Below are 18790 nucleotides of genomic sequence, written 5' to 3'. Positions count from 1 at the left end.
CCCTCCGTCGCCGCGTCGAGGTATTCCCGCAGCGCGATCAGGCACAGCCGCTGGAACAGCTACTGCTTCGTGCGGTAGCGCCGATACAGCGACCCGACTCCGACTCCGGCGCGGGCCGCGATCGACGCCACCGACGCGTGCACGCCGTCCACCGCCAGCACCTCTCGGGCTGCTCGCAGCAACGCTCGGTCGTTCCGGGCGACCTCCTCGCTGCGCCATGAATGCGAGCTCGTCATGGCGGCAGTCTACACGGTTGCGGAGTGATTCGCTCCGCAATTATCGTACGATTCGGAGTAAACGCTCCGCAACAAAGGAGGCGGCATGTCCCCCAGCACATCCGATATCGGTGACACCGATCCGGCACCCAGGCACGCCCGACTCCCACGGCCGCTCCGGCCATTTCGGACGGCCAGTACCGGCTGCTGGCGACCGCGCTTGGTCTGAGCCTGGCCGGCAGCGGCATGTGGACGGTCGCGGTGGTGTGGCAGGTGATCGCGATCGGCGCTGGTCCGTCCGAACTCTCCCTGATCGCCACCGCAGGCGGCGTCGGACTGGTCGCGACCGCCCTGCTGGGAGGCGTCGTCGCCGACCGCGCGTCCCGGCGGCGCATAATCCTGCTCGCCCAGTCCGCCAAGGCGATGGCCGCCGGCTCGGTGGTCGTCACCGCCACCATGGACCTGCTCACCCCCGCACAGCTCATCGTGGTCGCCGTGGTGCTCGGGATCGCGGACGGGTTCTTCTACCCCGCCTACTCCGCGCTCGTCCCCTCAGTCGTCCCACAAGAAGATCTGCTCACGGCCAATGGGATCGAAGGCATGCTGAGGCCGACGCTGATGCAGGCGGCCGGGCCGGGCGCCGCCAGCGCACTGATCAGCGTCTTCGCGCCGAGCATGGCGTTCGCCGGCATCGCCGGCGTGCATCTCCTGGCCGCCACGTGCGCCGCTACCATGCGCGAACCCGAGGCGCGCGACCGTACGGCGCGGCCGGGCAGCCCCGTCCGGTCGGCGGTGAGCGACCTGCGGGCCGGGTTCGCCTACCTGCTCACGACGCCGTGGCTGGTCGGCACGCTGACGTTCGCCGTCACGCTCGTCCTGGTCACCATCGGACCGATCCAGGTCCTGCTGCCGTTCACGATCCGCGACCAGGGAGCGGACGGGCCTCAGGCGTACGCGCTGGCCCTCGCCTGCTACGGCCTCGGCGGGGTGTGTGACTTGGATCGCTTGATGGCGCGATTTTGGGATCGCTATTTGACGTGGTCGGCGTGAAGGGTGCTCGCTCGCCAAGCGCGATGGGCCCTCAGGGAACTGTCAGCTTGGGCGAGGGTCTTGGCTGCGGCCCAGGTGGCGGTAGATGGTGGGTCGGGTGACACCGAACTCTGCGGCGATCTGGGCGACGGTGTAGCGGCGCTTGCCGCCAGCGTCGGTCTCGTCGTACATCTCGCGGGCGAGAGCGACTTGGCGGGGGCCGAGTTTGGGTTTCTGTCCGCCGGTGCGGCCGCGGGAGCGGGCGGCCTCCAGCCCGTCCATGGTCCGCTCCGACATCAGGGCGTGTTCGAACTCGGCGATCGCGCCGAGGATCTGGAAGAACATCCGGCCCACCGCGGTGGAGGTGTCGATGCCCTGGTCTAGGACGACCAGGCCGACACTGCGGGTCTGGAGCTCCTTCGACAGCTCGATGAGGTTCTCCAGCGAGCGGCCGAGCCGATCGAGTTTGGTGACCACGAGCTGGTCGCCCTCGCGTGCGACGAGGAGGGCCTTGTTGAGCTCGGGCCGGCGGGCGAGCTTTCCGCTGGCCTTGTCGGTGAAGACCTGCTCGCAGCCGGCCGCGCGGAGGGCGTCTTGCTGGGCCTCGGGGTGCTGGTCCCGGGTCGATACGCGCGCTACTCCGATTCTCATGGCCGGAGTGTAACGTGAAAGGGGTTGTGCGTTACAGAGGCGCGTACACGGGAAGCGTTACAATTGCGACCTGCGGGAACAGTATGTCGATCTCCGTGTATTGCGAACGTTCGATTCCGTACAAGATCACAGCAGTGCCTCAAAGGGCCTCAAAGGGTTCGACCCCGACGAGGTCGTGATGGTGACGCCTGGGCCAGCCACGTGTGCGGGGATCATGACGCGTTTCTGCCAGCACCCCCTCCTTTTGGGCGAATGTCGGAGATCCCCGTTATCGTCGGCCAGCATGATCGATTCCCTGGACCCGGCGGGCGGCCTCGCCGCGGCGCTCGCCGCCCTGCGGGCCACCGACTGGTCCCGCTACGACCCCGCGCGCGACACCGTGACCCTGCGGGACGCGCTCGCTGAACTCGAGCGCGTCCATGGCGTCACCGAGGCGCACCGCTTCGCGACCGCCCGCATCCGCGCGGCAGGCGCCTGGCTGCGCCATCCCGACGTGCACCACGGCGAATTGAACGGCTACGCGCTCAGCCCGTGCGGCCGATATCTCGCCGTCGGCAGCGGCACCGGAGAAAACTACGACGCCGGCGGCGTCCTGCAGATCTTCGAGGTCGCCACCGGCCGCTGCGTCAACGCCATCGACGGCATCGCGGGCGGCGTCGGCTTCCCCGACTACACGCGCAGCCTGCAATGGTCGGCGGACGGCACGCGCATCGCGCTGGAGTTCAACACCAACGCGACCGGCGTGTGGGACCCGTTCGGCGCCGGCAACAAGCCGATCGCCGACGCGTACTTCTTCGGCGGCGGCAGGCCGCTGGGGATGGCGCTCGCGCCTGATGGCATGCGCGCGCTCGTCTACGGCGGCGAGTCGGACTTCATGTGGCAGGTCATCGTCTCGATGGAACAGGGGCCGGTGTCCGGGCCGCCGGACGGCGAGGAGACGGGACCCGAGCCGCTGGAGTTCACCGGCCCCCTGCCGGGCGCTTACGAGGACGAGTGGGGCGAGGAACCGGAACTCCTGCTCCACCGTATCTTCTGGTCGCGCGACGGCTCCCGCATCTACGGCGAGATGCGCGGCGGTTGGATCGTCTGCCTCAACGCCGACGAACGGAAGGTCGTCTGGATCCTGGAGACGGGAGCCGACCATAACGGCGATCCGCTCGAATGGAGCCTCGACGATCGCCTGCTCGCCTACCAGCATGACGGAAAGCTGGTCATCGCCGATGCCGGCACCGGCCAGACGCTGACCGAACGTCCCGCCCACGCCGAGGCCGAGTTCCTGCGCTGGGGACCGGAGGGCCGGCTCGCCGTCGTGACGTCCGACCGGGTGACGGTCCTCGACGGGACGACCGGCGAACGCCTCCACGACCTGGACATCGGCGTGCACCGCGCCCACCCGCGCGGCTGGGACCCGCTTCCCTGGGCCTGGTCTCCGGACGGCCGCAGCGCAGCACTCGTCAACGGCGAAGGCCGCGTCGAGATCTGGGAGCTGGGCGGGCTGCCAGAACGCCTGCGCGTCATCGACGGACTCTACCCCGAGACCGGCGGGCACCTCCCCTACTTCGGTCTCGAATGGACTCCGGACAACGTGCTCGTGATGGTGGGCGGGGAGGCGGTGCGCTTCGTCCGCGCCGAGACCGGCGAGATCATCGGAGACTTCGCCTTCCACCACGAACCCGTCGTACCTCGCCCGTTCGAGCTGGATGGCAGGGACCGCTTCCCCGAAGCGACGCTCGCGCTGGACGCCGACACCTGGGCCGCCGCGTTCGAGGACGGCACCGTGATCGTCCCGCCCGGCCGGGAAGGCGACCTGTCGCGCCTGCTGGCCTGGACGATCGACCGGCGCTTCGCCTGGCCCGCCCACTGGGGTGACCTGGAGGTCCATCCCGACGCCGCCAGCGCGGCCGAGCACATTGGCGGACCGTTCGAGCCCTTCCGCGGACGCGGCGCTCCGCCGCTCACACCGGGGACATGGCCGCCGCCCAATACCGCGACGATCGACGACCTCATTCGCGCGATGCGCGCCGCCACGGCCCATCCCGAGCGCTACGACGAGGCGCTCCAGCAGGCCGCGATGATCTGGCTGAGGCGCGGCGAAGCAGCTGCGGCCCGCGATCTGGCCGCGATGATCCCAGAGAGCGACCGCCGTCCGTTCCACGCCGCGAAGCTCGCCGTCGCGTTGGGCGCGGCCGGACATCGCTCGGAGGCCGCCGCGATCTTCCACTACGACGACTCCGCCCTCGCCGATGCTGAGCAGGAACCGGGCTTCGCGACGGTGGTCGCGGCCGCCTGCGAACTTCTCGGCCGCCGGGTCGAGGCCGTTCGGTGGAAAGCGCGAGCCCGCGAGGACGAGGGCTGGACCGCACGCCTCTGGCACGTCTGGACCCTGCTCGAACGGCGTCGGGACGACGAGGCCCGCGCGCTGCTAGACGCCGGGGAAGATGTCCCGACGTCGCCGTTCGAGGTGAATCCGTGGCTGGCCTACCTGCTCCGCACCGGGCGCACGCAATTGGTGAGAGAGCTGCTGATCAACAGTCGTGGCGCCTTCCCGTCCCGGCTGAGGTGGTTCGACACCCACGATGCGGCCGAGATCATCGCCGCGTTGGGCGAGGAGGACCTGCTGCGGCTCTGGGGAGACGTCCATCGGTCGGTGGATGACCTGCTTTCCCCGAACGAGCAGACCGGCGACCAGCTGGCTACGGCGCACGCAGCCCTCCGGGACGTGCCGCGTGCCCAGCGCGACCGCGCGCTTGGCGACCTGACTCTTCAAGCGGCGGCGCACGGCAACGTCAGCGCCGTGCTGTCGCTGCTCTCCCAGCTCCAGGATCCGCACCGGCACGCGCTGAGCGCCCTGCGGATCATTACGACCGGCACGGACATCGAGGTGTGGTGAGGACCAGGGGCGTCAACGGCACGAGCATCGCGCTCGCGGGGGAGTTCGAGTCTCTGTCCTTCGAGACGGCCACGGTCGGGGCTCGAAGCGCTCGGTGCGGCGGTCACCGTGTCGGTGACCAAGAAGACCGGCCTGGTCTTCGCCGGGAAGAAGGCCGGACCCAAAGCGGGGTCCGGCGGCCGTGCGCGGCCGTCCGATCCTCGATGAAGTCGCGCTGTGGGCCGTCCTCGCGGGCAGGGATCCGGCAGCGGACGAGCCCCAGCCCTTCTCGGGTATCCCGACCCGCAGGCGGGTGCCCGACACGGCACTGAAGACCCCGTTCCTGACCGGGTACGAGATGAAGCGCAGGCCTACTCCGGAAGCCGCCGCGCCGAAGTCGCCGATCTCCGCCCCACCCAGCGATCAACTCAAACGCTACTGGAATGAGTGAGCCATCCGAGCCCTGGATAGACACCCCCCGTGGCGAAAGCAGACGACACCCCCGAGCCAGCCCCCGAGCCAGCAGGGCCCTCCGACACCCCAAGCGACGGCACTCCCGATCCCGCGAGCGGCCCGACCGCCGAGGCCCGCCCTGATGATCGCGACAGCCCAAGCCGCCTTGACGGCCGCCCCGACGTAACCGACCGGCCCGCACCCCCCGGACCTGGCTCTCCGCCCGGCCAGCCGGTGGGCGGCAACGGGCACCGGCCCGTCGCCGTCCCCATCGTGATCACCAAGGAGCACCGGCTCTTCATCGAATTCGCCGACGCGGTACGGCGTGAACGCTACGTCGGCCTCTGCTTCGGCGCCCCGGGCGTGGGCAAGACCCAGTCGGCCCGCTTCTACTCCCAGTGGGACCAGCTCGCCGGCCACCTCGACGGCACTCGCCCCGTCGGCTCCGACGGCGAGGCCTCGGCGGGGGAGATCCTGGCCGCCCGTGCCGTCATGTACACCCCCAAGGTCCACAACACCCCGCACAACCTCGACAAAGAGATCTCCTTCCTGTGCGATCGGCTCGGCTGGAACGTCGAACTCATGCTCAACCCCGGCCGCGGCATCGACGAGCACGGCAGGCTCAACACCAGCACCCACGCCGAACTTCTCCTCGTGGACGAAGCCGACAGACTGAAAGTCGGCGCGCTGGAACAACTGCGCGACCACCACGACCGAACCGGCATCGGGCTCATCCTCATCGGCATGCCCGGCATCGAAAAGCGGCTCGCCCGCTACCCCCAGCTCTACTCCCGCGTCGGCTTCGTCCACCACTACAAGCCGATGTCGGCCGACGAACAAGCCTTCGTCCTGGCTAGATCCTGGCCCCACCTCAACCTCGGCGACGCCGCCGACGACTACGCCGCCACCGAAGCTCTCGCCGCCATCACCCGCATCACCAGCGGCAATTTCCGCCTCACCGTCCGCCTTGTCGGCCAGATCGAACGTGTCCTGAAAATCAACAACATGTCCACCGTCACCAAAGAAGTCGTCGAAACCGCCCGCAAGAACCTCGTCATAGGCACGATGTGAGCCCGACACGACTCCGAACCCGAAGCCCACCAGCACCCACGACTCCCGAACAGGCCGTTGCCCTCTCCACCAGCTGAGCGGGCAGCGGCCTTGTAGTTCTCGAGGTACCCGATCCAGAGCACCAAGATCGCGAACAGTGGCCACGACAAATAGCGATCCCAAAATCACGACGTCAAACGATCCAAGTCACAGCGGGGTGATCGGCTCGCTCACGATGTCGGCGCTGACCCTTCCCCGGCGCTACCTGTCCGTGATGCTCCTGACCTGGGGTGGAGGCTGTCTTCCGCTCGCCGTCCTCGGGGCGGCCGACCAACTGGGGGCCGTGATCGCCGCGCTCTTCCTGTGCGGCGCCCTTACGTCCGGCGCGGGCGTCATCTGGGGAACACTGCTGCAACGTCGCGTCCCGCCCGCCATGCTCGGCCGGGTCTCCAGCCTCGACTTCTTCGTCTCGCTCAGCGCGGCTCCCCTGTCCATGGCGCTGATCGGCCCGGCGGCAGCCGCCTGGGGTTTTTCTCGTGGCAGCCGTCGCCCCGCTGACGGTCGCCGTACTGGCCATCGCTCTCGCCCGCCTCCGGCGTGACGAGATCGACCACCCCCTCACCCGCGCGCGATGAGCAGGATCATGTACGGGCATCAGGCCGGGCGGACGCTGTGCCGTCGCGCAGCGCCTTCAGCGCGCCGCCCCATGCGACGACATCATCCAGCATGGCGCGGACCGCGCGCTCTTGGTGAGCGGCAGCGCCTGGGCCAGGCCGGCGGCGGCCTCGATGACGTGCTCGCAGTTGTCGAGGACCAGCAGCAGGCGCTGGGTGCGGAGCGCGTCGGACAATCGGTCGAGCAGCGTGCGCGGCACCGGGCCGGAGCGGCCGGCGTCGTCCCGGACCCCCAGCGTCGCGGCCACGACCTCGGCCAGTTCGTCACTCGTGGTGGCGCCGGACTCGGTGGAGAAGGTATGGGCGGCCAACTCCACCAGCCAGACACCGTCCGGGTGCGAACCGGTCAGGGCGGACGCCACCTCTACCGCCAGCCGCGTCTTGCCGACTCCGCCGGGCCCGGTCAACGTCACCAGGCGGCCCGCCGCGACCAGGGCGCGAACCTCTGGCACACAGTCCTCCCGCCCGACCAGGGCGGTGGCCGGGACAGGCAGGTTGGTATGGCGGCGCGGCCCGGACATGGGTGCCGGGACGGCCCGCAGGGTCGGGTCCTGCCGCAGGATCTCCTGGTGCAGGGCGGCCAGTTCGGTACCCGGATCGAGGCCCAGTTCGTCCTTCAGGCGGCGGCGTAGGTCCTGGTAGCCGTCCAGGGCCTCGCTCGCCCGGCCCGCGCCGTACAGGGCTCGCATATGGGCCGCGCGCAGCCGCTCCCGGAGCGGGTGGCGGCGGGTCAGGTCGCCGAGCTCCCCGGCGAGAAGACCGTGCTCGCCCAGCTCCAGACGGGCTTCGGCCTGTTCCTCCAGGGCCAGCAGGCGCTGCTCCTCCAAGCGAGTGACGGCCGGGCGCGCGAACTCCTCGTCGGCGAAGTCGGCGAAGGCGGGGCCGCGCCACAACGCCAGCGCCGCGGTGAGCAGTTCGGCGCGTTCGCGGGGGTCCGTGGCGGTACGGGCCCGTGTGGTGAGTGCGGTGAACCGGCCCGCGTCCACGGCGTCGTCCGCCACGTCGAGGACGTAGCCGAGGGCCCGGTGCGCCAGCAGGCCCTGACCCCCGGCACGGCCGAGCACCCGCCGCAGCCGCGACACCAGGGTCTGCAGAGCACCCGTTGGGTTCGCCGGCGGCGCCTCGCCCCACACTTCGTCCACGAGCCGATCGGCGGAGACCACCTGCCCCGGGGCCGTCAGCAGAGCAGCGAGCAGTGAGCGCACCTTCGTCTCCGGCACCACCACGGCCTCACCGTCCGCCGACCAGACGGCCAGCGGACCCAACACCCCGAAACGCATGCATTCACCGTACGGCCACGCGGTCGTCCGCCGGCGTGTCAGCGCACCGCAAGCAGACCGACAGAAAACCGCGAGCCCAGGCCCGCACTGTCTGTGGTGCACCGGCCGGGAGCCGGCGCACCACATCTTGTAGGAGTCAACGATGAGCAAGTTCGCAGGTAAGAAGGCTGTCGTCACGGGCGGTACCCACGGAATGGGCCTGGCCATCGTCGAAGCGCTTCTGGACGGCGGGGCCGAGGTCGTCCTCACGGGCCGCAATGAGACGAAGATCGAGGAGGCACGTACCGGGCTGAAGCCGCACCCCGCGCACGTCGTACGCTCCGACGCGGCGAGCATGGCCGACATCCGAGCCCTCACCGGCACCGTGCGGGACAGGCTCGGCCGGATCGACTACCTGTTCGTCAACCACGGCATCGCCGAGGTCCAGACGCTCGAGGAGGTCACCGAGGACTCCTGGGACCGGCACTTCGCCGTGAACGCCAAGGGCGCCTTCTTCACGGTGCAGAGCCTGTCGCCGCTGATCAACGAGGGCGGGGCGATCGTCTTCACCACCGTCGCCAACGATCTGATCTTCCCCGGCCTGAGCGCCTACTCCGGCTCCAAAGAGGCGGTACGGGCGATCTCCCACGTCCTCGCGGCCGAGTTCCTGCCTCGCAGGATCCGCGTCAACGCCGTGGCCCCCGGCTACATCAAGACCCCGACCATGGGTGTCGCGGGGCTGACCGAGGAGGAACGCCGCGAGTTCGAGCGGCAGGGCAGCGAGACCACTCCGCTCAAGCGCAACGGCACCGTCGAGGAGGTCGCGGCGGCCGCGCTCTTCCTGGCCGCCGACGCGACCTTCACCACCAACGCCGAGTTCCCCGTCGACGGAGGGTTCGCCCAGGGCCTCAGCAGCGCGCACTGAGGCAGCCCCCGCTTCCACCGCTGCCCCGCCCATGTGCGGGACAGCGGCCCATGAACGAGTACCGAAAGGTCAGATCCATGACGTCGAGGAGTGCCGTCGGCAGCACGGCATCAGGGCGTGAGCTCGCGGCCGATACGGGGTTCGCCCAGGGTATGACGGCGGGAGACCGGTGATGTGGGACGACGCCGCCGACAGCCCCGACCGCTCGGTCGCCGAACATGTCCGCCGCTACCTGGCCACGGACGGCCGTGACGGTTACCTGGAAGGAGGGATGACCAACCTCGTCCTCACCGTCAAGGGCAGGAAGTCGGGCCGGTGGCTGCGCACAGGGCTGTTCTTCGGGGAGGACGACGGCCGCTACATCCTGGTCGCGTCCGGCTCGGCCGTCACGCAGACGCATCCCGCGTGGTATCTCAACATCATGGCCAACCCGGAGGTCGGCGTGCAGATCCTCGGCGAGCGTTTCACCGCCCGCGCGCGTACCACTGAGGGGCCGGAACGGGAGCGGCTCTGGCGCATGATGACCGCGCTCGCGCCGGTCTACCATACCTACGAGGCCAGGAGCCGCAGGCAGATCCCCGTGGTCGTCCTGGAGCACATCTGACCAAGGCAGGCGGATCCGGTCATCCGGCGACAGTGAGCACGATCTTACCGATGGTGCGGTTGGTCTCGCCGAGCTCATGTGCCTTGGCCGCCTGCTCGAACGGCAGGACGGTGCCGACCTCGACGCGCAGCTTTCCCGCCTCGACCAGCTCGGCGATCGTCGCCATCGCGGCGTTGTCCGGTTCTACGAGGACGAAGCCCACCCAGATGCCGCGCTCCCTGGCCTGGCGAAGGAAGTCCTCGTCAGGCTCCGGATTGAGCCGGGCAAGAGCGCCACCGTCCCGCAACGTCCGCAGGGAACGCGCCCCGAAGTCGCCGCCGATGCTATCGATGACCAGGTCAACGTCGCGGACCGTCTCGGCGAAGTCCTCTTCGGTGTAGTCGATCATCTCGTCGGCGCCCAGCTTGCGTACGAAAGAGTGCTTGGACCTACGAGCGGTACCGATCACGTACGCGCCGAGGTGCTTGGCGAGTTGCACGGCCAGATGGCCGACCCCGCCGGCCGCGGCATGGATCAACACGCGCTGGCCCGAGCGCACGGCGTGCTGCAGGGCGACGAGTTCGGCGCGGCGCAGGCCGCAGGCGTCCAGCACGGCGATGATGGCCGCGTCGCGCAGCCCGGCGCCGGTGGGTGTGCCGGCGGGGGAGCGGTCGGCGTCGCAGGCGGCGATCAGGGCGCCGATGACGGTGTCCGGAACGTGCTGGCCGGCCGGCTCGCGGTGGCCGGCGAACGGGGCCAGGGCGACGGCCCGCTGGTGGTCGTCGGTGCTGAGCAGGCCGAGTTTCCAGGCTTCCTTGAGCACGCCGCGCAGCGCGGCCAGGTGTTTGTTGCGGTAGGCGGGGGACCAGTCCATCTGGTCGATCTGCTCGCGGATCCAGGCGGTGTGCTCGTAGCGCAGGTGATGCCAGGGCTGGCCTTGGCCGGTGATGGCGGCGTCGTCGAGCGGGTCGCCGGTGATCATGCGGGTGAGGTGGTCCAGGCAAATCTGCATGGCGCGGCGGGAGTCGGCGCTGCCGAGGCGTCCTAGGTAGAGCAGGTATGGGTCGCGGGCGGGGGCGACCGCCGCGGTGGCGGCCGGCATTGGTCCGGCGGTGGCGGGGAAGGCGAGCGCGGGGAGCGGGCGGATATCCGGCCCGGAGTGCGCGTCCCGACTCGAACGCACGTCAACTTGCGGGAATTCTGCCTTCTCGCAAGTTGGAGACACTGCGTTCGAACGCAAGGGACAGGAATTTTTGATTTGTAATTTCTAGAAAATACAAAATGCTAGACTGCTGCAGTGACACAAGAGACCAACCTGGTGACGCCGTGTAAGCACTGCGGGGCGGCGATCGAGCAGCGGCGGGGGAGAGGCCGGCCACGGGCGTACTGTCCGGAGAAGGACTGCCAGGCCGCCGCCAAGCGCGAGCGGGAGTTGCGGCGGGCCACGCCGGGGCTCGAGGGTGCGCTGGCCAGGGCCGAGCAGTTGTACGACCGCATGGAGAGCGGGCTGGCCTCGGCCATCGAGCCTCTGGCGCGGGCGCTGGCCGACGAGCTGAGCCCTGCGGGGGTCGAGGCGAAATTGAGCGCCGTGCAGGCGGAGGCGCACACGCGGGTGGCGATCGCGCGCACGGAGCGGGAGCAGGCGTTCGAGCAGGTACGACTGGCGCGTGAGGCCACCGAGCACGCTCGCAGGCAGACGGCCGAGATGCGGTCACGGCTGGAGGAGGCGGAACACGAGCGCGACACCGCGCTGGCGGATGCCGAACGGGCCCGCGAGCAGGCGCTGGCGGCCCTGCGGGAGGCGGCCAGCACAGAGCGGCAGGCGCTGCAGTCGGCCGAGGAGGCGCAGCGGCGCGCGGAGCTGGCCGAACGGCAGGCCAAGGAGGCGGCCCACCAGGTGGAGCTGGCCGAAGAGGCCAGGGACCAGGCCGTTCGAGAGCTCGCGGAGCGGGTGGAGCTGGCCGAAGGGCAGATCGCCGAGGCGGGGGCGCAGGCCGTACGCGCTGAGCAGGCCGCCGGCCAGGCACGGATGGAGCGGAACCGCGCGCGGGAAGAGACGGCGGCGGCCGTGCGTGCTCGGGAGCAGGCCGAACGTGCGGCAGTCGGCGCCAGGGCCCGGGAGGAGGCGGCGGCGCAGGAGCGCGACCGGGCCGTGGAGCGGGCCGTCAAGGCGGAGCGGGCCGCAGCCGCGGCCGAGCGGGACCGGGCGGTCGCGCTCCAGGAGGCGGCGCAGGCCGCCGGTGAGGTGGAGCGGCTGACCGCGAAGACGGCGGCACTCGAGGAGGAGTCGGCGGCCGCGCTGTCCCGGGAGCACAAGCTGGCCTCGCGTGAGAAGTCGCGGGCTGACGCGGCGGTCAAGGAGCGCGATCGGCTGCGGGGAGAGCTGCGGCTGGAGCGGGTGCGGCTGGAGGATGTGCGGGCCGAACTGGACGCGGCGCGGGCGGAGGCGGCGCAGTTGCGGGAACGCGCGGTGGCGGCCGAGCTGCGCGCGGGCTAGCTAGACGTCGTCCTCTGTCCCACGTCATGTGAGCACGCGGTGTGAACCTCCACACCGAAACGGCCCTCCCGGTGTTTCACCGACAGGCGGGGAGGGCCGATTTTGAACGATTGACGCTCATGTTGTCGCCGGGCAAGAACCACTGGCGTCGCTCCAGTGCCGGAAGGAACTGCGCTGGTAACCGTCGCCGGCTCACGTCCCCGAAGCGCAGGCAGGCGTGCGCCAGGAACCAGCGTGACCTGGCGTCGGGAACTCCGTCGAGTCGATATGTACGGCGCCCGCCAGCATCGCGAACCCCGAACCCCAAGCCGTTCCCTTGGTGTGCCGATACCCCTCCTGGTGTCTTCCTCGCAGGTACCAGAACCAGGTCAGCGCCTCGACCAGTCGCGGGGACCCCGTCGAGTCCAACACCGCCCTGAGGTTGAGCACCTCCTCGTCCAGCCGCCCCAGCCACTGCCGCTGGGCGCTGCCATCAAGGTGAGGCGCGGCCCGTACGGCGAGCTCGGTGTAGTAGGCGTCCCTGACTCGAACCACCTGGTCCGCCTGGTCGCCCACGGACTCGACCACCTGTACACCAGCCGCATGCGCGAGGGCGTCCAGCCCATCCCGGTCGAGGAGTACCGAGGCATCGGCCAGCCCTGGACCCATCCCGGCGCTCGGGAGGCCGTGACCGCTGAACCGCCCCCGAGCCGGCCGTAGCGGCGGGCTCCTCGACGGGTCTCAGTAGTTGCCCGGCGCCGATCGAGAGTGGACGAGCAGCATCGCCGGGCGCACCTCGGTCTCGGGCTGGAAGGTGAAGCCGAACCCGGCGGCGATCAGGATCTCGGTGATCGCACCGAGCATCACCGATTCGATCCGGCAGCGAAACAGTAGCCCTCGATGTTCAGGGTGGCGAGGGTCGTCGACGGGTCCAGCCGAGATAAGGGAAGTTCCGGCCATGGGTGGATCTTGAGCCCTCTGGCCTGCGACAACGTCGAGGGTGTCCGAGCCCGGCCGTGCGACGCCAAGCCCGGGGCACTTCCGAGATGGGCCCAATCTCGGAAGTCGTCTCCAGGCTGTGCTTCCGAGTTTCCGCACTCCAGGGCTCCGGAACTGGCCCCGTCTGCTTCCGAGATCACGAACATGATCGACTGTTGGCCGCTTCTGTTCGTATCTCGGCTCGACCCGCTCATCCTGGCTGCTCGGTCTCAGCGACGTCTGGGTCAACTGGTCTTGCGCGGGAAGTCGCGAATGGCGTTGGCCGCCCGCTCGGCGATCGAGGCCAGGTGCTCGGCCAGGAGCGGCGGGTCGAGCAGGGTGTAGTCCATGGGCAGCAGGGTCAGGCGGTAGGCCAGATAGTGGGGCGTGTCGGGGTGGGTGCGCAGCCGGCAGGTGTGTTCGTCGACGGCTTCCAGCTCTCCCTGCCAGGCTGGGACCTGCTCGGCGGCCCGCTCGATCGGCGCGTGCAGGAGCAGCGTGGCCCGGATGGAGCCCGCCGCGATCGCCTGTGTCACCCAGGTGAGGGCATCGACGCCGCCGGGTAGCTCTCGGGCGGAGGTGTAGACGCCGGTGCGCTGTACGTCGGTGAGGCGGTCCAGGCGGAACGAGCGCCAGGCAGAGCGCTCGGCGTCGAAGGCGACCAGGTACCACAGCCGTCCCGAGGCCACCAGCCGGTGTGGCTCGACCAGGCGGTCGCTGGTCCGGCCGTTGGCCGTGGTGTAGGCGAAACGTACCCTCTCGTGGATGGGGCAGGCGGCCGCGAGCGCGGCCAGGGCCTCGGCGTCGGTGGTGGGTCCCGGGGCGGGCGGCAGGATGACGCTCGCGCGGGAGAGCGCGGCCACCCGGTGACGCAGCCGTTGCGGCAGAACCTGTTCCAGCTTGGCCAGTGCGCGCAGCGAGGGCTCCTCCATCCCGGTGACGGCCGCGGTGGCGGCGGTGCGCAGCCCGATGCTGATGGCGATGGCCTCCTCGTCGTCCAGCAGCAGCGGTGGCAAGGCCTTGCCGGCGGTGAGGCGGTAGCCGCCGATGTTGCCCTGGCTGGCGTGTACGGGATAGCCGAACTCGCGCAGCCGGTCGATGTCGCGCCGGATGGTGCGGGTGGTGACGCCGAGCCGGTCCGCCAGCTCGGTGCCGGGCCACTCCTTGGGAGTCTGCAACAGGGACAGCAGTTGCAGCAGTCGTCCAGATGGATCGCGCATATCTTCACTCTGCCGCACTGCTAGGACATTCACTGACCTATTAACGATCTACTATTCAGCTATCAACCGAACGGCGCGGGAGAAACACATGTTGCGCGGAATGTCCACCATCAGCTACTGGGCCGAGGACCACGCGGAGGCTGTCCGCTGGTACACCGAACTGCTGGGCATGACCCCCTACTTCGAGCGGCCCGGATACGCCGAGTTCCGTGTCGGTGACTTCCAGCACGAGCTGGGCCTGATCGACAGCCGCTACGCCCCCAAGGGCGCGGCAAGCGGCCCGGCGGGCGCGATCGTGTACTGGCACGTTGACGAGGTGGCGGCCGCGCTGGAGCGGCTCGTCTCGATGGGCGCGAAGGTGTACGACCCGCTCACCGAGCGCGGGCCCGGGTTCGTGACCGCCTCGGTGATCGATCCCTTTGGCAACATCCTGGGCATCATGCACAACGCGCACTACCTGAAGGTCGTGGAGTCGGCCCAATGAGCGCGCAGGAGGAGGCGGTCGTCACCTTCGACGACGCCGCCCAGTGGGAATCCTGGCTGGCTGAGCACCACGACGCGGGGACGGGCGTCTGGCTGAAGATCGCCAAGAAGGGGTCGGGCGCGACCTCGGTGACACAGCCGCAGGCGCTGGCCGCCTGCCTGTGTTATGGCTGGATCGACAGCCACCGCCGTTCCCTCGATGAGAAGTTCTACCTGCAGCGGTACTCGCGGCGCCGTACCGGCAGCCCGTGGTCGCAGGTGAACGTCGAGCAGGCAGAGGCGCTGATCGCCGAGGGGCGGATGCGCCCGCCGGGGGCCGCGGAGATCGCCTGCGCGCAGGCGGACGGGCGGTGGAGCGCCGCCTACCCCTCCCAGCGCACCGCCACCGCCCCGCCCGATCTGGTCGCGGCGCTGGAGCAGCATCCCCAAGCCCAAGCCGCCTACGACGGCCTGGGCAGGACGGGTCAGTACGCGGTGATCCTGCGCCTGGCCAAGACCCGCACCCCCCGCGGCAGGGCCACCTGCCTGGCCACGGTGATCGCCAAGCTGGAGGCTCCCACTACGACCTCCGTGGCAAACGTCTGATGCGAATCCACCTGGCGTAACAACCGCGAAACTGGCGGGCCAGGTGGCCTGCCGGTCGGTGCGCTTCCTCGTACCAGGGCCGGGACGGGCTCAGCAGCCGAGGGAACTGAACGAGAGGTGACTCCGGGGGAGATGGAGGCGAAGGAGACGAGCAGGAGGATGTCGCCGAGCGGGATGAGGTCCTTGTCGATGTTCGGCATGATGAGGTCGCACAGGACCAGGAAGGGCGTCCACACCTTGATCCGGCGCATGACGGCGAGTTGGACGACGAGAGCGAACTGGCCGACGTAGAAGAGGTACGGGCCGACGGCGTAGGCCGCGAGGGTGACCCCCGCCGGGTGGCCCGGAGGAGTCTCACCTCCGGGCCACCCGGCGGGGACTGATCCGTTCGAGCCGTACGCCGAGTACTGCCGGCTGCGGCTGGACGCCGAGACGGGGGATCCGCACATGTGGGCCACCACGCTGTTCGTCGAGCTGGTCGGCCTGGGCTATGCCGGTGGCTATTCGACTTTCACCCGGGCGTTGCGGGCGCGGGGGCTGCGGCCGGGATCCGGAAGATCGATGGCGGCCGGGTGAGCGTGGCAGAGCTGGCCCGCCGCGAGGCGCTGAGGCCGCTGCCGGCGCAGGCGTTCCCGGCGGTGCTGGAGGTCGAGCGGGTCGTCTCGGCGCAGGCGCTGGTGAGTTTCCGCGGCAACTTCTACTCCGTGCCGCCGGGGCACGCGGGTGAGGTGATGGGGGTGGGGCACCGGCTGGGCAGCGGCGTGCTGGAGGTGGTCACGGCGGGCGGGACGGTGCTGGCCGCGCATGAGCGGGCCGTCGATCACGCCGGTGTGGTGATCGAGGCGGCCGGGCATGTCGCCGCGCTGGAGGCCAAGGTGCTGGCCGCCCGCGCCCGGCTGGGCGGGGGCGGGCCGTGTCCGCACAAGACCCGCCGGCCGCTCTCGCCCGCCGCCCGCGCCGAAGCCGACCGGCTGCGCGGCACCGCCACCTACGCCGCCGCGGCGGCGCCGGTGGCCGACTTCGCCACCTACGCCGCCGCCGCGCGCCCGCTCACGCCCGGTACATCGGTCCCCGACGCCCGGCCCTGACCGCCGGCCCGGCGCCCATCACTCTCGGTGGCCAGGTTGAACAGCAACGTGGGCGAGTCGTGTTCCATGGCCCGGTCCAGCAGGAACTGCTCCAGCTCCTTCATCGCCGTGCTCCCGGCCGGAGCGCTCTTCCAGCTCAGATAGCCGGCCATCAACCGCAGGTGATCGCTGCGTGTCTGCTCCCGCTGACCGTACTCGGCGAGAACGGCCGAATCCACCCCAGTCGCTCGGCCAGCCGGGCCACGGCCACCGGCGGAGCCGAGCCCACCTCATCCGGTACGAACCCCAGCCAGGGCAACGTGGCGAGCTGGACGGCAAGGCCGAGGCGGTCGGTCGGGCCCCGACCGCGACCGGGGTCAATGAAGGCGACGTCGGCGGGGGTCAGGGTGAAGTACCGGAGCAGAGCGTCGCGGCCGATATCAGGGTAGGACCGCAACCGCTCCAGCTGGTCTTCGGAGAACATCCGGGTCGACATCGACCACCCCCACACCGACGCCGGTCAGGACCGTACGAACCGTAGCGGAAGTGATCAACAAACGGAACAGGCCCGTATCGGTGCAAGTCAGGCAAATCCATTGGATATTTCCCCAGCTACAGCGAGGCCGGAAAGCTTCGGCGGAAGGGGACGATCGCCGTGGCCGCAAGCCTGCGGTCTACACCCTCTCCTCGTCCACCCCACCGCCGTCGGAGAGGCGGTAGGTGTCGTCGATCGGGTCCAAGATGGACAGCAGGTGCAGGGTCTTGTCGGTGCGGCCGTACTCGGCGAACGCCTGCCCGAGCGGGGTGGGCCGGCCCCGTTGCGGGCGAACATGCGCAGCAGGTCGTAGGCGCGGACCTGGTTGGTCACCAGGGACCCGGCGACGCGGGTCATGTCCGACCACCGGGTGTGAATCTTCTGCCGGTTGATCTTGTTGCGGGCGATCGCCTCCAACGGCCCGTAGTCGCCCGGAGCGTTGCTGCCGGGCGCCTACGATGGCCAGAACCGCTGGTCGCCCAGGTCGGCGAAGCGGGGGTGCCGTTAAGAACTCCGCGATGAGCCGCCAAACCGCTGCTGAGCTGGACCTTTACGGTCGGTTGGATTTGCGCCTGTAGAGGGCATGGGGTGGCCCCGACTTCGAGGCTGTCGAACTCGACGCCCGGCAGGTGCGACGCGGCTGCTGCACACCGACGGCCCGGTGGAGTCCCGGCCGCGGGAGGGGCGTCAGGTTCGAGTACCCTGCCGTCTTGAGGCGTGGGCGCGGACTGTCGGAGCACGCTCGGCACGGGACACGTCCACCGCCTGCGCCGGAGCCGTTCTGCCTCAGCGCACGGTGATGACCAGCTTGCCCGTGGTGCGGCCCGTCTCCGCCAGTACGTGGGCCCGGGCGCCTTCGGCGAGGGGGAAGGTGGCGGAGACGTGGGCGCGGAGCCTGCCCCGGTCGACGAGGTCGGCGATGGCACGCATCCCGGCCTGGTCGTGCTCAACGATCAGGGTGACGGCGCGGACCTGTGCCTTCCCGGCCGCGGCTCGGGTGTCCTCGGCGCCAGGCACCAGGGAGATGAGGACGCCGCCGGGGCGGAGCACGCCCACGGAACGGGTGGCGGTCTCCCCGCCGAGGGCGTCGAGGACGACGTCGTAGCGCTCCTCGGTGTCGGTGAAGTCCTCGGAGCGGTGGTCGATGCAGACATCCGCGCCGAGCTCGCGCAGGAACGCATGCTTGGGGGCGCTCGCCGTCCCGGTGACATGAGCCCGGCGTTCCTTGGCGATCTGTACGGCGAGGTGACCGACACCGCCGGCCGCGGCGTGGATCAGCACCCGCTGCCCGGCCCGCAGGCCCGCGGTCTCGACGAGGGCCTGCCAGGCGGTGAGCGCGGCCAGCGGCAGAGCGGCCGCCTGGATGTGGTCGATCCCGGTGGGCTTGGCGACGAAGGCGCGGGTGGGGCCGGTCACGTACTCGGCGTGGGAGCCGGCCCCATACGGGTAGGGCAGCATGCCGAACACCTCGTCACCGGGCTGGAAGAGGGTGACGCCCAGGCCGGTCTCCACCACGGTGCCGGAGACGTCCCAGCCGAGGATCAGCGGCGGGGGTGGCAGGAAAACACTCTGGGCGCGGTGCTTGAAGTCCGTGGGGTTGAGTCCGGCCGCGTGCACGGCGACGAGGATCTCCCCAAGGCCGGGCGCGGGTCGCGGAAGCTCGGTCAACCGCAGAACTTCAGGGCCGCCGAGGGCCGTCTGGTGCAGGGCGAGCATCACAGGGGCGCTGTGCGGGGCA

General features: G+C 70.2%; 20 protein-coding genes and 2 pseudogenes. 12 read left to right on the top strand and 10 right to left on the bottom strand.

What is annotated here, in order from left to right; genetic code table 11:
* Nucleotides 1–59: 59 nt before the first annotated feature.
* Nucleotides 60–236 (bottom strand): helix-turn-helix domain-containing protein, encoded by a 177-nt coding sequence (locus ABGA98_RS34980; protein WP_347622708.1) that lies wholly within the window; start codon nucleotides 234–236, stop codon nucleotides 60–62.
* A 162-nt stretch (nucleotides 237–398) separates the two neighbouring features.
* On the opposite strand from ABGA98_RS34980, the gene ABGA98_RS34975 reads away from it, so the two are divergent.
* Nucleotides 399–1265 carry an MFS transporter gene (locus ABGA98_RS34975; RefSeq protein WP_347622881.1) on the top strand — a complete coding sequence of 289 codons (867 nt, stop codon included), beginning with the start codon at nucleotides 399–401 and terminating at the stop codon, nucleotides 1263–1265.
* 42 nt (nucleotides 1266–1307) lie between these two features.
* On the opposite strand, the gene ABGA98_RS34970 is transcribed toward ABGA98_RS34975, so the two are convergent.
* A complete protein-coding gene (locus ABGA98_RS34970; RefSeq protein WP_347622707.1) occupies nucleotides 1308–1895 on the bottom strand; it encodes a recombinase family protein in 588 nt (195 codons plus the stop codon).
* Between the two features lie 283 nt (nucleotides 1896–2178).
* Between ABGA98_RS34970 and ABGA98_RS34965 the strand changes: the two genes are divergently transcribed.
* The 4 genes from ABGA98_RS34965 (at nucleotide 2179) to ABGA98_RS34950 (ending at nucleotide 6868) form a co-directional block, all read left to right on the top strand.
* Complete coding sequence (locus ABGA98_RS34965) at nucleotides 2179–4785, top strand: WD40 repeat domain-containing protein (protein WP_347622706.1); 2607 nt, start codon at nucleotides 2179–2181, stop codon at nucleotides 4783–4785.
* Nucleotides 4786–4966: 181 nt separating this feature from the next.
* Nucleotides 4967–5215: a hypothetical protein gene (locus tag ABGA98_RS34960; protein WP_347622705.1), complete on the top strand. Its 249-nt coding sequence runs from the start codon at nucleotides 4967–4969 to the stop codon at nucleotides 5213–5215.
* 29 nt (nucleotides 5216–5244) lie between these two features.
* Nucleotides 5245–6288, top strand: coding sequence for an AAA family ATPase (locus tag ABGA98_RS34955; RefSeq protein WP_347622704.1), 1044 nt, complete (start codon nucleotides 5245–5247; stop codon nucleotides 6286–6288).
* 196 nt (nucleotides 6289–6484) lie between these two features.
* Nucleotides 6485–6868: a hypothetical protein gene (locus tag ABGA98_RS34950; protein WP_347622703.1), complete on the top strand. Its 384-nt coding sequence runs from the start codon at nucleotides 6485–6487 to the stop codon at nucleotides 6866–6868.
* Nucleotides 6869–6958: 90 nt separating this feature from the next.
* On the opposite strand, the gene ABGA98_RS34945 is transcribed toward ABGA98_RS34950, so the two are convergent.
* The gene (locus tag ABGA98_RS34945) at nucleotides 6959–8221 is read right to left on the bottom strand and encodes a BTAD domain-containing putative transcriptional regulator (protein ID WP_347622702.1); all 1263 of its coding nucleotides are present in this window, start codon (nucleotides 8219–8221) and stop codon (nucleotides 6959–6961) included.
* A 142-nt stretch (nucleotides 8222–8363) separates the two neighbouring features.
* Here ABGA98_RS34945 and ABGA98_RS34940 point away from each other — a divergent pair, with 142 nt between their 5' ends.
* On the top strand, nucleotides 8364–9125 hold the full coding sequence (locus tag ABGA98_RS34940) for an SDR family oxidoreductase (protein ID WP_347622701.1): 762 nt from the start codon (nucleotides 8364–8366) through the stop codon (nucleotides 9123–9125).
* 172 nt (nucleotides 9126–9297) lie between these two features.
* Nucleotides 9298–9729, top strand: a complete 432-nt coding sequence (locus ABGA98_RS34935) for a nitroreductase family deazaflavin-dependent oxidoreductase (protein WP_347622700.1) — start codon at nucleotides 9298–9300, stop codon at nucleotides 9727–9729.
* Nucleotides 9730–9748: 19 nt separating this feature from the next.
* Here the strand turns inward: ABGA98_RS34935 and ABGA98_RS34930 are convergent, their stop codons facing one another.
* Nucleotides 9749–10891 carry a zinc-binding dehydrogenase gene (locus tag ABGA98_RS34930; protein ID WP_347622699.1) on the bottom strand — a complete coding sequence of 381 codons (1143 nt, stop codon included), beginning with the start codon at nucleotides 10889–10891 and terminating at the stop codon, nucleotides 9749–9751.
* A 114-nt stretch (nucleotides 10892–11005) separates the two neighbouring features.
* On the opposite strand from ABGA98_RS34930, the gene ABGA98_RS34925 reads away from it, so the two are divergent.
* On the top strand, nucleotides 11006–12205 hold the full coding sequence (locus tag ABGA98_RS34925; RefSeq protein ID WP_347622698.1) for a hypothetical protein: 1200 nt from the start codon (nucleotides 11006–11008) through the stop codon (nucleotides 12203–12205).
* Nucleotides 12206–12397: 192 nt separating this feature from the next.
* On the opposite strand, the gene ABGA98_RS34920 is transcribed toward ABGA98_RS34925, so the two are convergent.
* The 3 genes from ABGA98_RS34920 to ABGA98_RS34910 form a co-directional block, all read right to left on the bottom strand.
* The gene (locus tag ABGA98_RS34920; protein ID WP_347622697.1) at nucleotides 12398–12772 is read right to left on the bottom strand and encodes a hypothetical protein; all 375 of its coding nucleotides are present in this window, start codon (nucleotides 12770–12772) and stop codon (nucleotides 12398–12400) included.
* Nucleotides 12773–12925: 153 nt separating this feature from the next.
* Nucleotides 12926–13048, bottom strand: coding sequence for a hypothetical protein (locus ABGA98_RS34915; protein ID WP_347622696.1), 123 nt, complete (start codon nucleotides 13046–13048; stop codon nucleotides 12926–12928).
* Between the two features lie 359 nt (nucleotides 13049–13407).
* Nucleotides 13408–14382 carry a WYL domain-containing protein gene (locus tag ABGA98_RS34910; RefSeq protein WP_347622695.1) on the bottom strand — a complete coding sequence of 325 codons (975 nt, stop codon included), beginning with the start codon at nucleotides 14380–14382 and terminating at the stop codon, nucleotides 13408–13410.
* A 100-nt stretch (nucleotides 14383–14482) separates the two neighbouring features.
* Between ABGA98_RS34910 and ABGA98_RS34905 the strand changes: the two genes are divergently transcribed.
* From ABGA98_RS34905 to ABGA98_RS34890, 4 genes are all read left to right on the top strand, one after another.
* Nucleotides 14483–14866 carry a VOC family protein gene (locus ABGA98_RS34905; protein ID WP_347622694.1) on the top strand — a complete coding sequence of 128 codons (384 nt, stop codon included), beginning with the start codon at nucleotides 14483–14485 and terminating at the stop codon, nucleotides 14864–14866.
* Nucleotides 14863–15450 carry a YdeI/OmpD-associated family protein gene (locus ABGA98_RS34900; protein ID WP_347622693.1) on the top strand — a complete coding sequence of 196 codons (588 nt, stop codon included), beginning with the start codon at nucleotides 14863–14865 and terminating at the stop codon, nucleotides 15448–15450. Before ABGA98_RS34905 ends, ABGA98_RS34900 begins: the two co-directional genes overlap by 4 nt.
* A 324-nt stretch (nucleotides 15451–15774) precedes the next feature.
* Nucleotides 15775–16026: a hypothetical protein gene (locus ABGA98_RS34895; protein WP_347622692.1), complete on the top strand. Its 252-nt coding sequence runs from the start codon at nucleotides 15775–15777 to the stop codon at nucleotides 16024–16026.
* The gene (locus ABGA98_RS34890) at nucleotides 16023–16538 is read left to right on the top strand and encodes a hypothetical protein (RefSeq protein ID WP_347622691.1); all 516 of its coding nucleotides are present in this window, start codon (nucleotides 16023–16025) and stop codon (nucleotides 16536–16538) included. Before ABGA98_RS34895 ends, ABGA98_RS34890 begins: the two co-directional genes overlap by 4 nt.
* Here ABGA98_RS34890 and ABGA98_RS34885 read toward each other — a convergent pair.
* From ABGA98_RS34885 to ABGA98_RS34875, 3 genes and pseudogenes are all read right to left on the bottom strand, one after another.
* Nucleotides 16478–17001 (bottom strand): annotated as a pseudogene (locus tag ABGA98_RS34885) (DUF4158 domain-containing protein). The gene ABGA98_RS34890 and the pseudogene ABGA98_RS34885 sit on opposite strands and share 61 nt — an antisense overlap.
* Nucleotides 17002–17224: 223 nt before the next feature.
* A pseudogene (locus ABGA98_RS34880) lies at nucleotides 17225–17550 on the bottom strand (Tn3 family transposase); the annotation flags it as partial.
* 288 nt (nucleotides 17551–17838) lie between these two features.
* The gene (locus tag ABGA98_RS34875; protein WP_347622880.1) at nucleotides 17839–18768 is read right to left on the bottom strand and encodes an NADP-dependent oxidoreductase; all 930 of its coding nucleotides are present in this window, start codon (nucleotides 18766–18768) and stop codon (nucleotides 17839–17841) included.
* Nucleotides 18769–18790: the final 22 nt, after the last annotated feature.

It is taken from the genome of Nonomuraea sp. B1E8, assembly GCF_039871515.1.
Lineage (GTDB): Bacteria > Actinomycetota > Actinomycetes > Streptosporangiales > Streptosporangiaceae > Nonomuraea.
This window is presented reverse-complemented; position numbering and strand designations above follow the sequence as displayed.